General features: G+C 35.7%; 11 protein-coding genes and 1 tRNA gene. 10 read left to right on the top strand and 2 right to left on the bottom strand.

Features of this window, described 5'->3' with window-relative positions; genetic code table 11:
- Nucleotides 1–144: 144 nt before the first annotated feature.
- Nucleotides 145–217: transfer RNA gene (locus U0D62_RS14025), tRNA-Gln, on the top strand.
- 167 nt (nucleotides 218–384) lie between these two features.
- On the top strand, nucleotides 385–1,338 hold the full coding sequence (locus U0D62_RS14020; protein WP_322287934.1) for a hypothetical protein: 954 nt from the start codon (nucleotides 385–387) through the stop codon (nucleotides 1,336–1,338).
- 288 nt (nucleotides 1,339–1,626) lie between these two features.
- Here U0D62_RS14020 and U0D62_RS14015 read toward each other — a convergent pair whose 3' ends face one another.
- The gene (locus tag U0D62_RS14015; protein ID WP_322287933.1) at nucleotides 1,627–2,460 is read right to left on the bottom strand and encodes a universal stress protein; all 834 of its coding nucleotides are present in this window, start codon (nucleotides 2,458–2,460) and stop codon (nucleotides 1,627–1,629) included.
- Nucleotides 2,461–2,710: 250 nt separating this feature from the next.
- Between U0D62_RS14015 and rimP the strand changes: the two genes are divergently transcribed.
- The 3 genes from rimP to infB all read left to right on the top strand — a co-directional run bounded on the left by rimP (nucleotide 2,711) and on the right by infB (nucleotide 7,480).
- The gene (gene rimP, locus U0D62_RS14010; RefSeq protein WP_322287932.1) at nucleotides 2,711–3,175 is read left to right on the top strand and encodes a ribosome assembly cofactor RimP; all 465 of its coding nucleotides are present in this window, start codon (nucleotides 2,711–2,713) and stop codon (nucleotides 3,173–3,175) included.
- A gap of 12 nt (nucleotides 3,176–3,187) precedes the next feature.
- Nucleotides 3,188–4,420, top strand: a complete 1,233-nt coding sequence (gene nusA / locus U0D62_RS14005) for a transcription termination factor NusA (RefSeq protein WP_322287931.1) — start codon at nucleotides 3,188–3,190, stop codon at nucleotides 4,418–4,420.
- A gap of 189 nt (nucleotides 4,421–4,609) precedes the next feature.
- Entirely contained in the window at nucleotides 4,610–7,480 is a 2,871-nt protein-coding gene (infB, locus tag U0D62_RS14000) for a translation initiation factor IF-2 (protein ID WP_322287930.1), read from the top strand.
- A gap of 80 nt (nucleotides 7,481–7,560) precedes the next feature.
- Here infB and U0D62_RS13995 read toward each other — a convergent pair whose 3' ends face one another.
- Nucleotides 7,561–8,028 carry an SPOR domain-containing protein gene (locus U0D62_RS13995; protein ID WP_322287929.1) on the bottom strand — a complete coding sequence of 156 codons (468 nt, stop codon included), beginning with the start codon at nucleotides 8,026–8,028 and terminating at the stop codon, nucleotides 7,561–7,563.
- A 225-nt stretch (nucleotides 8,029–8,253) separates the two neighbouring features.
- On the opposite strand from U0D62_RS13995, the gene U0D62_RS13990 reads away from it, so the two are divergent.
- The 5 genes from U0D62_RS13990 to U0D62_RS13970 are packed head-to-tail and all read left to right on the top strand — an operon-like array spanning nucleotide 8,254 to nucleotide 15,721.
- Nucleotides 8,254–9,570: a c-type cytochrome gene (locus U0D62_RS13990; RefSeq protein ID WP_322287928.1), complete on the top strand. Its 1,317-nt coding sequence runs from the start codon at nucleotides 8,254–8,256 to the stop codon at nucleotides 9,568–9,570.
- 54 nt (nucleotides 9,571–9,624) lie between these two features.
- The gene (locus U0D62_RS13985) at nucleotides 9,625–12,738 is read left to right on the top strand and encodes a TAT-variant-translocated molybdopterin oxidoreductase (RefSeq protein WP_322287927.1); all 3,114 of its coding nucleotides are present in this window, start codon (nucleotides 9,625–9,627) and stop codon (nucleotides 12,736–12,738) included.
- A gap of 34 nt (nucleotides 12,739–12,772) precedes the next feature.
- Nucleotides 12,773–14,509: an NrfD/PsrC family molybdoenzyme membrane anchor subunit gene (gene nrfD, locus U0D62_RS13980; RefSeq protein ID WP_322288404.1), complete on the top strand. Its 1,737-nt coding sequence runs from the start codon at nucleotides 12,773–12,775 to the stop codon at nucleotides 14,507–14,509.
- Between the two features lie 4 nt (nucleotides 14,510–14,513).
- Nucleotides 14,514–15,053, top strand: coding sequence for a DUF3341 domain-containing protein (locus U0D62_RS13975; protein ID WP_322287926.1), 540 nt, complete (start codon nucleotides 14,514–14,516; stop codon nucleotides 15,051–15,053).
- A gap of 5 nt (nucleotides 15,054–15,058) precedes the next feature.
- Nucleotides 15,059–15,721 carry a c-type cytochrome gene (locus U0D62_RS13970; RefSeq protein ID WP_322287925.1) on the top strand — a complete coding sequence of 221 codons (663 nt, stop codon included), beginning with the start codon at nucleotides 15,059–15,061 and terminating at the stop codon, nucleotides 15,719–15,721.
- Nucleotides 15,722–15,724: the final 3 nt, after the last annotated feature.

Here is a 15,724-nt window from a genome sequence, read left to right as displayed (position 1 = left end):
CCCTTGTTTTTTTTAGTAAACGCTTAACAGAAGTTTATATTTTAGAGGCAATTAGGGGTGAGAAAAAAAATATAGTGTAATTTTTTTCAAAAAATGTTTGTAGAGCTAAAAGAATGTATTAAATTTGCACCCGCAATGACGCATTGGTCTATGGTGTAACTGGCAACACGTCTGGTTTTGGTCCAGAAGAGTCTAGGTTCGAGCCCTAGTAGACCAACAGAAAAAACCCTGAGTATATAAACACTCAGGGTTTTTCTTTTTATAAATGTAGTGTAGATGTAAAATCTTTACCTTTTTCAGATGGTTTTCTGCATAATACTGATACGACTTTTTATAATAAATTCAACATTTTTTGATCTTTGACGCGCAAAAAAGAGCAACTGTATGCATAAAATTAATATTAAACTACCTTGGCTGGGAATAGTTATATTTGGTGGGCTTTTTGTCTTTATGATATTTCCACAAATACAAAAACAATATAAGTATTACGATCAATCAAAGGTTGCTCTTGATCAGAAGGAGAAAGAATTAGAAGTGTTGCAAAAACAAAGTGAGCTAACTCAAAGCCAACGGAATAAAATAAAAACCCTAACAATAAGCATTCCTGTAGAGAAAAAAGCAATTCTTAAACAGCAATTCAATGGTTTGAAAATTGGAGGAATAATCGCTTGTTTAGTATTTATGGGTGTAGGGGCTATATTAACTCGTTATCTGGGGGAAAAGAAAAAAATACTAAATACCATTAATAAGGATTTTGAATTCACTAATCCTGAAGAGAGTGATATTGGGAGGCAGGTTTCCTGGGTTTCTACAAAATCCTCTGGAAGTAATTTTTTAAGCGAAAGAGTGAAGAAAACGAATTCAGGTTATAAAATAGGAGGTACCGCTTATGTGAAAATATTTGCTTGGAGCTTTTTTTTAATGGGGGCAGTTACAACGATTATTTCGTTTATAGAGTTATATAGATTCTCTGAGAAAAAAATAACACTGTTTGAGATAGGGAAAATATTTTTTACAACTGGTGGAGTGTTTGTGATAATTGGAGTAGTACTTTTATTGTTATTCTCCTCAAAAGCTGTTTTTCATATAGCAAAAAGAAAAATAGTAGTGGAAGGAATTATGCTTCCTTTTGAGCAGGTGATTGCATTGCAAGTGTTGGAGAAGTTTGTTGAAGGAAATAATTCCGGGAGTTTTTATAGTTATGAGATGAACCTGGTTACCAAAAAAGGGGATCGTTATAACTTATTGAATCATGGAGATAAGACTGCCTTAATGAATGATGTTATCTTATTAGGTGATGTTTTGAAAGTACCAGTATGGAGTAAGGTGTATCTATAATTTTTACTTTTTGTTTTTTATAATTGAGTTTTGGTTTTTTCTTTTGCTGTAAAAGTGGCAAGAAAAAATTGAGCTTAAGATGTGTTTATCACTTTCAGCTTTTTGATGTGTTTCTGGGATAAGAATATCGGAACAAAGTTGCATCCAAATACTATTTGAATTCTCTAAATTCAAAATATAGTTGGAATATGGTTGCAAATAAATGACGTCAGATCTTTTGGGACCTGTTGGGAGGTGTGTAAATAATAAAAAGTGAAACCGGATTATTATCTGGGCCCAATAGCATAATTAGATCTTAAAAGTTAGTACAGGTCTTTTAGCATGATTTACTACATCTTCACCTAAGCTTCCGTTTATAAAATGTGAAATACCTTTCCTGCCGTGGGTACTAATACCGATCATGCCGGCATTTAAGGATCCGGCAAAATTTAGTATTCCTTTTTCTACGGTTATATCGTTGTATATATTTAAGGTGTAATTGTCGATAGGAAGATCTGAAATCATAAGATTCATTTTTGCTTCAGTCTCGTGGGTTGTTTTAAAACCATTGGCTGTGTTTATCCATACTAAATGGAGGTTGGCACCTATGGACTTTGCAAATTCATGCGCTGCCACAAGAGATGGTTTATCTTCATCATCAAAATTAGTAGCGTATACAAAATCATTTATAGTATAAATATCACAATCTTCTTTGATTACTAAAACAGGTTTTTTGGATGTACGAACTATTTTTTCTGCATTAGAGCCAATAAATAATTCTTCAAAACCTGAAGATCCATGAGATCCCATAACAATGATATCTACCTCGTTTTTTTTGCTAGAGTTAATAATGCCATGCATTACACCTTCAAAACTTACGGTTTCTATAATTTCAATATCTTTTAAATGGTCCTGCTTTAGAACTTCCCCAAATTTCTTGTGAGTTTGTTTCATAAAGAAAATAGCCTCTGGAGCAGGGGCCGGACTAGAAGAGGTCATTAAATCGCTTAAATGAGAAGGGAGCTCAAGGATGTGCAATAAATATATTTTGGCTTTATTTTTTTTAGCGATTTGCGCTGCAACTTTTAATGCGCTCTCTGCCTGATCAGAGAAATCCGTGGGTACAAGTATACTTTTTATCATAACGGTGAGTGATTTTGAGGGTAAACGGTGTTTTTAATGAGAAATGAATTGCTATGTAGGTAAGAGTAATGTTGATAATTATCATTAGCTACATTTTTAAGTCAAAAAATGACTTTAAGTGTCTCTTAAATTTACAAAATAAATTGATTACCAACTAGATTTTGAATCTAAGATATTATTACTATCTTTGCACCGTTGAAATTAAAAAACCAGATTGAGGGGACGAAAAGTCCCCTCTTTTTATCTATTTATGTCATTGAAAGATAAAGTTCACGATTTGTTAGAAGGGGCACTTCAGGAAAATCCGTCGTTATTCCTTATTGATTGTACTATTCATCCGGATAATCGCATTGAGGTTATTGTTGATGGAGATGAAGGGGTGAAGGTAGAAGATTGTATTGCGATAAGTAGAGCAATTGAGCATAATCTGGATCGTGATGAAGAGGATTTTTCATTGCAGGTAATGTCAGCTGGAGTTTCTGAAGGATTGACACATATACGTCAATATAAAAAGAATGTAGGGAGAAAGCTTAAAGTTAAAACTGCAGATAACAAAATAGAAGGAGAGTTGATTTCAGCAACCGAGGATGAAATTGCTTTAACATGGAAAGCCAGAGAGCCTAAGCCAGTCGGTAAAGGAAAGGTTACCGTTGTTAAGGAGGTTAGTATCCCATATAAAGAAATAGTGGAGGCAAAAGTTATGATAACATTTTAATTGTAAATTGATATGGAAAATATCGCGTTAATAGAATCATTTTCAGAATTCAAGGATGATAAGTTTATAGATCGAGTGACGTTAATGTCGATCTTGGAAGATGTGTTTAGAAATGCCCTAAAAAAGAAATTTGGTAGTGATGATAATTTCGATATCATTATAAATCCCGATAAAGGAGATTTAGAAATATGGAGAAACCGTATTGTTGTAGCTGATGGTGAGGTTGAAGATGATAACCAAGAAATATCATTAACAGCTGCGCAGAAAATTGAACCAGATTTTGAGGTAGGAGAAGATGTTTCTGAAGAAGTTAAATTGATTGATCTGGGAAGACGTTCAATTTTAGCATTACGTCAAAACTTGATTTCAAAAATACACGAACACGATAATACAAATATTTATAAGCAATTTAAAGAGTTAGAAGGAGAGATTTATACCGCTGAGGTGCATCACATAAGACACAGAGCAATTATACTTCTTGATGATGAAGGGAATGAAATTATTTTGCCAAAAGACAGACAGATACCATCAGACTTCTTTAGAAAAGGAGAAAATGTTAGAGGGGTAATTGAATCTGTAGAACTAAAAGGTAATAAGCCAGCAATTATTATGTCTAGAACCTCTCCATTATTTTTGGAGAAATTATTCGAATCTGAAATCCCTGAAGTTTTTGACGGTTTAATTACAGTTAAAAAGGTAGTTAGAATTCCGGGAGAGAAGGCAAAAGTGGCTGTTGATTCATATGATGATAGAATTGATCCTGTAGGAGCTTGTGTTGGTATGAAAGGATCTAGAATCCATGGGATTGTTAGAGAATTAGGTAATGAGAACATTGATGTAATTAATTACACAAATAATGTTCAGTTGTATATTACAAGAGCATTAAGTCCGGCAAGAATAACTTCGGTTAAAATTGATGAAGAAGGTAATAGAGCAGAGGTGATGTTGAAGCCAGAAGAAGTTTCTAAGGCTATTGGTCGAGGAGGTCATAATATTCGATTGGCAGGACAATTAACTGGTTTTGAAATTGACGTTTATAGAGAAGGTGTTGAAGAAGATGTTGAGTTAACAGAATTTACTGATGAAATAGATTCTTGGATTATCGAAGAGTTTGCTAAAATCGGATTAGATACTGCAAAAAGTATTTTAGAGCAGGATGTGGCAGATCTAGTAAAACGTACTGATCTTGAGGAAGAGACTATTAGTGAGGTGGTCAGGATATTAAAATCAGAATTTGAAGAATAAACATTATAGTTGTTTTTTAACCCGAAAAACACCTATAAGTAGTGTATACCGATTAGGAATTGTTTAGTTTTGAAAACCAAAAAACTTTAGGATTTTGATTGGATTATTATAAAAATATATACTTAGGATAAATTTTACGGGTTAATAAGGACAATTAATTTATATTTGAGCATTAAATAGAAGGCATTTATGGCTGAAGCAAGAACAATGAGATTAAATAAGGTATTACGCGAATTCAATATCTCGCTAGATCGGGCTGTTGACTTTTTGAATTCAAAAGGTCATGAGATAGACGCGCGTCCTACCACAAAAATTTCTTCTGAGATCTATCAGCTCTTGTTTGATGAATTTCAAACAGATAAGAGTAAAAAGGTAGCTTCAAAAGAGGTCGGAGAAGAAAAAAGAAAAGAGAAAGAGGCATTGCGGGTGCAGATAGAACATGAACAGGAGGAGAAACGTAAACTTGCTGAAGCTCGTGAAGTTGTAAAAGCCAAAGCCCAGTTGAGTGGCCCTAAACAAGTAGGGAAAATCGATCTTGACAAAAAGAAAGAAGAAGCTCTTGAAAAGCCCGAAGAAAAAGTAGTTGAAGCTCCTAAAAAAGAAGAGGTGAAAAGTAAAGAACCGGAAATGGTTTCAAACAGACCTGTGAAAAAAGGAATTAAAATTACAAAAGAAGCTCCTGTAAAAGAGGTAAATGTAGAAAAGGTAGAGAAAAAACAGGAGAAGCAGGAAAAACAAGAGAAGCAGGAGAAGGTGGCAGAAAAACCTACTGTTGTTGAAGAAAAGAAAGTCGAAAAGAAAGTCGAAAAGACAGAAGCTGTAAAAAGCGAAACTCCTTCAGAGCCAGATAAGGTTAAAACTCAATATAAGAAATTAGATGGTCCTAATTTTACGGGTCAGAAAATTGATTTAACGCAGTTTAAAAAACCAGCTAAGAAGAAGGAAGAAAAGACAGATAAAAAATCTGCAGGAGATGCAGCTAAAAAGCGCCGCCGTAGAATTAGTAAAGAAAGTGGTGGTCAAAAAGGTTCTGGCGGAGGAAGACCTGGAGGTAATAACCAGTCAGGAGGAAACCGTGGCCCAGGTAACCGCGGCCCAGGAAATAGAGGTCGTGGCCCAGGAAAAGGGAAAAGACCTGTGGTTATAAAAGAAGAGCCAAGCGAAGAAGAGGTACAAAAACAAGTAAGAGAGACTCTTGAAAAATTACAAGGGAAATCTAATAAGTCAAAAGCGGCTAAATATCGTAGAGATAAAAGAGATCAGCATAGACAAAAAGCAGAAGATGATGTAGCACAGCAAGAACAAGAAAGCAAAGTGCTTAAGGTTACTGAGTTTGTTACTGTTTCTGAAGTTGCTACGATGATGAATGTTCCTACTACACAAGTTATATCAGCTTGTATGTCATTAGGAATAATGGTAACAATGAATCAGCGATTAGATGCTGAAACCCTTTCTATAGTAGCAGATGAATTTGGTTATGAAGTTAATTTTGTAACTGCTGATATAGAAGAGTCAATTGAAGAAATCCAAGATGCTCCTGAGGATCTTGTGAATAGAGCTCCAATTGTAACTGTAATGGGTCACGTTGATCACGGTAAAACTTCGTTACTGGATTATATTCGAGAAGAGAATGTAATCGCCGGAGAGAGTGGGGGGATTACACAGCATATAGGTGCTTATGGGGTGCAATTAGAAAGTGGACAAAAAATTGCTTTCTTAGATACTCCTGGTCACGAAGCGTTTACAGCGATGAGGGCTCGTGGTGCTCAAGTTACGGATTTAGCGATTATTGTAATTGCAGCTGATGATGACGTAATGCCTCAAACAAAAGAAGCAATAAGTCATGCGCAAGCAGCTGGAGTGCCAATTGTATTTGCGATTAATAAAGTAGATAAGCCAACGGCAAATCCTGATAAAATTAAAGAGAAGTTAGCTTCTATGAATTTATTGGTAGAAGATTGGGGAGGAAAAATACAGTCCCATGATATTTCCGCTAAAACTGGATTAGGAGTTAAGGAATTGTTAGAAAAGGTATTGTTGGAGGCAGAGATATTAGAGCTTAAAGCGAACCCTAAGCGATTTGCATCAGGAACAGTGGTAGAAGCTTTCCTTGATAAAGGTAGAGGGTATGTGTCTACAATACTGGTTCAAACAGGAACATTACGAATAGGAGACTATGTACTTGCTGGTAAGAATAGCGGTAAGGTAAAAGCGATGCATGATGAACGAGGTAATAATGTTAAAGAAGCAGCGCCCTCAACACCAGTTTCAATCTTAGGTCTTGATGGAGCTCCACAAGCAGGGGATAAATTTAGTGTGTTAGAAGATGAGCGTGAAGCAAAAGATATTGCTTCTAAGAGAGCACAGCTTCATAGAGAGCAATCTGTTAGAACACAAAGACATATTACTCTTGATGAAATTGGACGTCGAATAGCTTTAGGAGACTTTAAAGAATTGAATATTATTCTTAAAGGAGATGTAGATGGTTCTGTTGAGGCATTGACAGATTCATTCCAGAAGTTATCTACAGAAGAGATTCATGTGAATATTATACATAAAGCTGTAGGTGCAATTACTGAAAGTGATGTGCTATTAGCTTCGGCATCTGATGCAATTATAATTGGATTTAATGTGAGGCCTGCTGGTAATGCAAGACAGGTGGCTGATAAAGAAGAAATCGATATCAGAACATACTCGATTATCTATGATGCGATCAATGATCTTAAAGATGCGATGGAAGGAATGCTTTCTCCTGTAATGAAAGAAGAAGTTACAGGTACAGCAGAGATCAGAGAGACCTTTAAGATATCTAAAATAGGTACCATTGCTGGATGTATGGTTCAGAATGGTAAGATTTTCAGAAACTCAGGTATAAGATTAATTAGAGAAGGAGTTGTTGTGTATACAGGTGAGCTTGCTTCGTTAAAACGTTTTAAAGACGATGTTAAAGAAGTTAGTAAAGGATATGACTGTGGTATGCAGGTGAAAAATTATAACGATATAAGAATTGGAGATGTTATTGAAGCATATCAGGAAGTAGCAGTTAAGAAAAAATTGTAAGTCCTTAAATTCATATAAAATAAAAAAGCCCGGTGATAAACCGGGCTTTTTTATTTTATAAGCTATTTATAGCTGTATGCTTACTTCTTTTCGGGGTTAAAGCTAAAAGCACCTGGAAATTCTTCTCTAATGTCTTTTAGTGCTCTGTCGGTATGTAATTTGCTTCTGTAATTGCCAATCCATACTTTATATTCAGGTGTTTCATATTGAATTTCTATTTCCCATTGAGGAAAAAGAGTTACGGCTTTTTTTCTTACCGTTTGAGCCTGGTTTAAATTACCGTTATATAATTGTATTTTATAATTGTCACCAAGAGTTCCGGCTTTGTCCATTTCGGCTTTAACATCCAATAATGTTTGAATTCTTGGGTCTTGGTTGATGATTACTTCGGCTTCCTGAGGCTCAAAAACAATTTCTTCGTTGATAAAATTGTTAAGAATAGAGTCTACAGAGCTAGAATTTGGGGTGTCCTGAGCTTGAATATTGGTGATTCCAAAAATAAAGAAGCTCAATGGAAGGAAAAGGTTCTTGTTACTTAAAATTCTCATTACAAATAGATTTAGAGCAAAGGTAAAGTTAAATAACTCAATTTTATTAAATTTTATTATTTAGAATTGTTATAAATTACCACTTAACAGTTCGCTAACATTTCCAAAATCGACTTATTATAGTACTTTTGTCGTCGAATTTAAAGTGGTGGTTTTTTATCCCTTTTTTAAAGAGTTTAATGAAAAAACCATACCAAAATTAAGACGATAATTCTACTTGATAATATGGAACAGGTGAAACACCGAAATTCAGCCTCCAAACTCCTAATTCTAGGAACTGTTTTTTTATTTACATTTTTTAACCCTGTTTTTGCACAGGATGAAGCTGCTGCTACTGATGTTGTGGCTGCCGAAGCTACTTCTGGAGGAGATGTAGCAAAAGGAGAGGCGTTGTTTAAATCGCTTTGTGCAGCGTGTCATAAACGTTATAAGAAAATGACAGGGCCAGCTCTTTTTGGAGTGGCAGATAAGTACGAACGTGAGTGGTTATATTCTTGGATAAAGAATAGTAGAGCTATGATCGACGCGGGAGATGCACAGGCAATTGCAATTTTTGAGGAGTATAATAAAACTGCGATGAATGCATTTCCGCAGTTAAATAATACTGACATCGATAACATTTTGGCATATGTAATGCAGCCAAAACCTGAGCCTAAAGTGGCAGAAGGAGGTCCTGTTATAGTTGATGATGGAGGTTCAGGAGTATCTACTAATGTTATTCTTGCTGTTTTGGCATTAGTGTTCCTAATGTTAGTTGTAGTGCTAGTGTTGGTGAATAAAACACTAAGAAGCTTTGCAGAAGCTAATAATGTTGAGCTACCAGTTGAAGAAGAAAGAACTCCTATATGGAGAGCATTTGTACAAAATCAATTCTTAGTATTGGTTACAGCAATATTCTTGCTGTTGTCTAGTGGTTATTTTGTGTATGGATACTTTATGCAAATAGGGGTTGATCAAGGGTATCAGCCTGTGCAGCCAATACATTATTCACACAAGATCCATGCAGGAGATAATAAGATAGAGTGTAAATATTGTCACTCTTCTGCGCGAGTAAGTAAGACATCTGGAATTCCTTCTCTTAATGTGTGTATGAATTGTCATAAATCCATTAGTGAAGTGGCAGATGCAACAGCTACTGCAGATTATTCTAAAGAATTTTATGACGGAGAAATCCAGAAATTATATAAAGCAGTAGGTTGGGATGCGGCTAGTCAATCCTATACTGGTAAAACAGAGCCAGTAAAGTGGGTGCGTATTCATAACCTTCCTGACTTTGCATACTTTAATCACTCGCAACACGTAACGGTTGCAGGAGTAGAATGTCAGAAATGTCATGGGCCAGTAGAAGAAATGGAGATTATGTATCAGCATGCGCCATTAACAATGGGATGGTGTATCAACTGTCACAGAGAAACCAATGTGAACGTTGCTGATAATAAGTATTACGAGAAGATTCATAAGGAACTCTCTAAAAAATATGGTGTAGATCAATTAACAGCTGCTCAAATGGGTGGTCTGGAATGTGGTAAATGTCATTATTAATAAAAAATTATACGCCTCAGGCGTAAATAAGTAAGAAGCTAATATCAATTATATATGTCATCAAACAAGAAATACTGGAAAAGTGTTGAAGAGCTAAACGAAAATAGCTCTATTGTTGAGACGCTACAACAGAACGAATTTGTTAAGGAGATTCCAACAGATGAGTTTTTAGGAGATAAATCATCTTTAGAGAATTCTTCAACTTCTCGTCGTGATTTTCTTAAATATGTAGGTTTTAGTACTGCCGCTGCTACCTTAGCAGCTTGTGAAGGACCAGTTAAAAAATCAATACCTTACGTAGTTCAACCAGATAGAATTGTTCCTGGAGTTGCGAATTATTATGCAACAACGATCGCTGATGGGTTTGATTTTGCAAGTGTGTTGATCAAAACAAGAGAAGGTCGTCCTATCAAAGTAGAAAATAATAACCTTGCTACATCTAATGGAGATGCGAATGCTAGAGTTCATGCTTCGGTATTGTCATTATATGATAACTCTCGTCTTCAAGGACCTAAAAAAGGTGGAGAAGATATTAGCTGGGAAGATCTTGATAAAGAAGTAGGAACTAAGTTAAATACTTTGGGTGGTAAACAAATTGTTTTACTAACACAAACATTTGCTAGCCCTTCTACATCAAAATTAATTTCTGAATTCAAAGCAAAATACCAAAACGTTAAACACGTAGTGTATGATGCTGTATCATATACAGAAGCTTTAGATGCTTATCAACAAGTATACGGAGAAAGAGCTTTAGCAGATTATGATTTTTCTGAAGTTAATACTATTGTTAGTGTTGGAGCAGACTTTTTAGGAGATTGGCAAGGAGGAGGTTATGATAGCGGATATGCTAAAGGACGTATTCCTAAAAATGGAAAAATGTCTAAGCATATACAGTTTGAAGCTAATATGTCTCTTGCCGGTGCAAACGCTGATAAAAGAGTTCAGGTAACACCTTCGCAACAAAAGCAAGTGTTAGCTGCACTATATGCGTATGCTACAGGTTCTGGCTCTAAGAGTACTTTGGATGCTAACCTAGAAGCTGAAGTTGTAAAAGCAGCTAAGCAAATACAAAAAGCAGGAAAGAATGCGGTTGTAGTTTCTGGAATCCAGGATGTTGATGCTCAGTTATTAGTTTTAGCAATAAACCAGCATATCGGTAGTAAGGCTTTTAATGAAAGTACTCCTCGTAAAATACGTCAGGGAGATGCTAAAGCTGTAGCTCAATTGGTTAAAGATATGAATGCAGGACGTGTTGGTGGTTTATTAATCGCTGGTGTAGATCCTGGATATTCTTTGCCAAACGCGAACGAATTTAAAGAAGGACTTAAAAAAGTAGATATTTCTGTAGCATTTAGCATGCATAATGATGATACTGCAGAAGGATGTACTTATATCGCAACTACTCCGCATTATTTAGAATCTTGGGGAGATGTTGAATTAAAGAAAGGAAGTTATAGTTTAATGCAACCTACTATCAGACCTTTGTTTGATACTAGACAGTTTCAGGAAACATTATTAAAGTGGACTGGTAATACATCATCATATAGTGACTATATCAAAAGTGTCTGGACAGGTATTCTTGGAGGTACTTCTTGGAATCAGGCATTGCACGATGGGGTTTTAGTAAAGCCAGCACTTGCTAAGCAGGAATTAGAAACAGCATTAGAAACTCCAGAAGGAGAAGAAGATATCTCAGTTACCGCTACTACACCTAATTATGGGGCAGCAGCAAGAAGATTGTCTACAGCAAAATCAGGAGGATTAGAACTTACATTATATACTAAAACTTCATTAGGAGATGGAGGGCAAGCTAATAACCCTTGGTTACAAGAAATGCCTGATCCTATTACAAGAGCTTCTTGGGATAACTATTTAACAATTTCAAGAGCAGATGCAGAAGGGTTAGAGATAACTAATGAGAATGTAGCAAATGGAGCCTTGAATGGTAGTTATGCTAATATTGCTGTTGATGGTGGAGAACCAATCAAAGTACCGGTGATCATTCAGCCTGGACAAGCAAAAGGATCAGTTGGTCTGGCACTTGGATATGGTAAAACAAAAGGATTAAAAGAAGATATGCAAGTAGGAATAAATGCATATCCTTTATATAAAAATCTTAATGCTGTTCAATCAGTAATACTTTCTAAAGCAGAAGGTACTCACGAGTTTGCTTGTGTTCAATTACACAACACACTAATGGGGCGTGGAGATATTATCAAAGAGACATCTCTTGAGATATTTAACACGAAAGATAAAAAATACTGGAATGCAATTCCAGAAGTAAGCAAAGATCATATTGAGTACGAAGTAACTTCTCCAGAAGTAGATCTTTGGGATGAGTTTGATCGTTCAATAGGACATCATTTTAATCTTTCTATAGATTTAAATGCTTGTACTGGTTGTGGAGCTTGTGTGATCGCTTGTCATGCAGAAAACAATGTTCCTGTAGTTGGTAAGTCTGAAGTACGTAGATCTCGTGATATGCACTGGTTACGTATCGATAGATATTACTCTTCTGAAGAGACATTTGATGGAGATAATCAAAAGAAAAATAATATAGCTGGATTAGGAAGTTCGTTATCAGAATTTGGTGAGATGGAGAATCCTTCAGACAATCCTCAGGTAGCATTCCAGCCAGTAATGTGTCAGCATTGTAATCATGCACCTTGTGAAACTGTTTGTCCAGTTGCGGCAACATCACACGGTAGACAAGGGCAAAATCATATGGCATATAACCGTTGTGTAGGTACAAGATATTGTGCAAACAACTGTCCGTATAAAGTACGTAGATTCAACTGGTTCTTGTACAATAATAATGATGAGTTTGATTACTATATGAACAACGATTTAGGTCGTATGGTATTAAACCCAGATGTTACAGTACGTTCTAGAGGAGTTATGGAAAAATGCTCTATGTGTATCCAAATGACTCAAAAAACAATTCTTGACGCTAAGCGTGACGGAAGAGTTATTAAAGATGGTGAGTTCCAAACAGCTTGTTCGGCAGCTTGTTCATCTGGAGCAATGATATTTGGAGATATCAATGATAAGGATAGTGAAGTATCAAAACTGAAAGAAGATAATCGTATGTATCACTTACTTGAACACGTGGGGACAAAACCTAACGTGATGTATCAAACTAAAGTAAGAAATACTACAGAAGCTTAATTAATTAAATAAAGAATCAATTCAATTATAAAGGATTATGTCTCATTACGAAGCACCTATAAGAAAGCCTTTAGTAACTGGCGATAAAACGTACCACGATGTAACTGTGGATGTAGCCGCGCCGGTTGAAGGAAAAGCAAATAAATCTTGGTGGATTGTATTTTCTATCGCACTTATTGCTTTCCTTTGGGGGATAGGTTGTATTATATATACAGTTTCTACAGGTATAGGAACCTGGGGATTAAATAAAACAGTAGGATGGGCCTGGGATATTACCAACTTCGTTTGGTGGGTAGGTATTGGTCACGCAGGTACTCTGATTTCTGCTGTATTATTGTTATTCCGTCAAAAATGGAGAATGGCGATTAACCGTTCTGCAGAAGCAATGACAATTTTCTCTGTTATCCAGGCAGGTTTATTCCCAATTATTCACATGGGACGACCTTGGTTAGCATATTGGGTATTACCAATCCCAAATCAGTTTGGATCATTGTGGGTGAATTTTAACTCGCCACTATTATGGGATGTATTTGCGATCTCTACATATCTTTCGGTTTCTTTAGTATTCTGGTGGACAGGATTACTACCAGATTTTGCAATGATTAGAGATAGAGCGATTACTCCATTTACAAAAAAGATCTACGGCATTCTATCTTTTGGATGGAGCGGTAGAGCAAAAGACTGGCAACGTTTTGAAGAAGTGTCATTGGTATTAGCAGGTTTAGCAACACCATTAGTACTTTCTGTACATACGATTGTATCTTTTGACTTTGCTACTTCAGTAATTCCAGGATGGCATACAACGATTTTCCCTCCTTACTTCGTTGCAGGAGCGATTTTCTCTGGATTTGCGATGGTAAACACTCTTCTTATAATAATGAGAAAAGTATCTAATTTAGAGAACTATATTACTATTCAGCATATAGAATTAATGAACATAGTGATTATGATTACTGGTTCTATTGTTGGGGTAGCTTATATAACAGAGTTGTTCATAGCTTGGTATTCAGGTGTAGAATATGAGCAGTATGCATTCTTAAATAGAGCAACCGGTCCTTACTGGTGGGCATACTGGGCAATGATGACTTGTAATGTATTCTCTCCACAATTTATGTGGTTCCCTAAATTGAGAAGAAGTATTATGTTCTCATTTATTATCTCTATTGTAGTAAATATAGGGATGTGGTTTGAGCGTTTTGTAATTATCGTGACTTCGCTTCATAGAGATTACTTACCATCATCTTGGACGATGTTCTCTCCAACATTTGTGGATATCGGAATATTTATTGGTACTATCGGATTCTTCTTTGTATTGTTCTTATTGTATGCTCGTACATTCCCAGTGATTGCACAAGCAGAAGTTAAAACGATATTGAAATCTTCTGGAGAGAAATATAAAAAATTAAGAGAAGCAGGAATTGATCATAGAGATGAGCTTCCTAAAGTAAAAGCTAAGATTATAAGAGAAGATTCTTCTGAAGAAAAAGCTGAAACTAAAGTTGAAGCAAGTCAAGAAGATATAAATAGCTTGTTAGGGAATTTGGGAACGTTTGATCCAGAAACTCAGAAAGCTGATGATCTTAAGAAAGTAAACGGTATTGGACCTGTAATGGAGAAGAAACTTAACGAGATTGGAATATTTACATTCGATCAGGTAAGTAAAATGACCACAACAGAATACGATTTATTAGATAGTATAACCGGATCATTCCCTGGTAGAGCACAACGTGATGATTGGGCTGGACAGGCTGAAAAACTTAAAAATAACTAGAAGTATGGCATCGAAAGTTATACATGCATTATATATAGATGATGATGTCCTGATGGACGCTGTAAAGAAAGTTCGTGCAGAACATTATCATATCGAAGAGATATACACTCCTTTTCCGGTACACGGGCTTGATAAAGCCATGGGATTACCGCATACAAGATTAGCGATCACTGCTTTTATGTATGGTTGTGTAGGATTAACCGTTGCAATTACGATGATGAATTTTATCATGATCGAAGATTGGCCACAAAACATTGGTGGAAAACCTAGTTTTAGCTATATCGAAAATATGCCGGCTTTTGTACCAATTATGTTTGAGCTTACCGTATTCTTTGCTGCGCATTTAATGGTTATTACCTTCTATATGAGAAGTAAATTATGGCCTTTTAAAGAAGCGGAAAACCCTGATGTAAGAACAACAGATGATCATTTTTTGATGGAAGTAGATGCTGGAAATAAAGATGTTGATCAATTAACAAGCTTATTAGGAGATACCGGAGCGGTAGAAATTAAAGTAATAGATAAGGAAGAAGATAACCATTAGTAATAATGAAGAATACTATAAAAATATTAGCAACGGCAATCATATTAATTAGTGTTGTTTCTTGTCAAAAAGATTCAAGACCTAATTATCAGTATATGCCTAATATGTACGAATCAGTAGGTTATGAAACTTATGGAGAGTATAGTGTTTTTCCTGATAAACAGGAAGCTATGCTACCAGTAGAAGGTTCTATACCAAGAGGATGGATGCCTTATGAACTTGAGAACTCTACTGAAGGTTATCAACAAGCTAAAGATTCTCTAAAGAATCCAATACGTTACACTAAGGAGAACGAAGAAGCTGGAAAAGCATTGTATGATATCTACTGTGCGATATGTCACGGAACTAAAGGAGATGGTAAAGGAGAGTTATTTAAGAGAGAAAAGATTTTAGGTATACCTAGTTATGATGATGTAGGAAGAGCTATTACAGAAGGTAGTATCTATCATGTAATGTATTATGGTATTAATACTATGGGTTCATATGCTTCTCAAACTAGTGAACACGAGAGATGGCAGATTGTACAATATGTAGAAAAATTAAAAGCTGATCTTGAGGGTGAAACTCCAAGAATTGATGCAGATACTCATACTACGGCAGTAGAAACTGTTGTTGAAGAAGTGCATCAGAAATCAGAATCAACAGAAGAACACGATAACGCACACTAGTGC

Origin of the sequence: Aquimarina callyspongiae (genome assembly GCF_034322225.1) — a bacterium.
Classification (GTDB): Bacteria; Bacteroidota; Bacteroidia; order Flavobacteriales; family Flavobacteriaceae; genus Aquimarina.
The sequence above is the reverse complement of the archived record's forward strand: the minus strand, read 5'-3'. Positions and strand labels throughout refer to the sequence as shown.

Excerpts from the sequence above, each read along its gene's own strand:
- U0D62_RS13975 (WP_322287926.1), top strand. The coding sequence starts at position 14,514 with ATGGCATCGAAAGTTATACATGCATTATATATAGATGATGATGTCCTG.
- U0D62_RS13985 (WP_322287927.1), top strand. The coding sequence starts at position 9,625 with ATGTCATCAAACAAGAAATACTGGAAAAGTGTTGAAGAGCTAAACGAA.
- U0D62_RS14015 (WP_322287933.1), bottom strand. The coding sequence starts at position 2,460 with ATGATAAAAAGTATACTTGTACCCACGGATTTCTCTGATCAGGCAGAG.
- U0D62_RS13995 (WP_322287929.1), bottom strand. The coding sequence starts at position 8,028 with ATGAGAATTTTAAGTAACAAGAACCTTTTCCTTCCATTGAGCTTCTTT.
- nusA (WP_322287931.1), top strand. The coding sequence starts at position 3,188 with ATGGAAAATATCGCGTTAATAGAATCATTTTCAGAATTCAAGGATGAT.
- U0D62_RS13990 (WP_322287928.1), top strand. The coding sequence starts at position 8,254 with ATGGAACAGGTGAAACACCGAAATTCAGCCTCCAAACTCCTAATTCTA.
- rimP (WP_322287932.1), top strand. The coding sequence starts at position 2,711 with ATGTCATTGAAAGATAAAGTTCACGATTTGTTAGAAGGGGCACTTCAG.
- U0D62_RS14020 (WP_322287934.1), top strand. The coding sequence starts at position 385 with ATGCATAAAATTAATATTAAACTACCTTGGCTGGGAATAGTTATATTT.
- infB (WP_322287930.1), top strand. The coding sequence starts at position 4,610 with ATGGCTGAAGCAAGAACAATGAGATTAAATAAGGTATTACGCGAATTC.
- U0D62_RS13970 (WP_322287925.1), top strand. The coding sequence starts at position 15,059 with ATGAAGAATACTATAAAAATATTAGCAACGGCAATCATATTAATTAGT.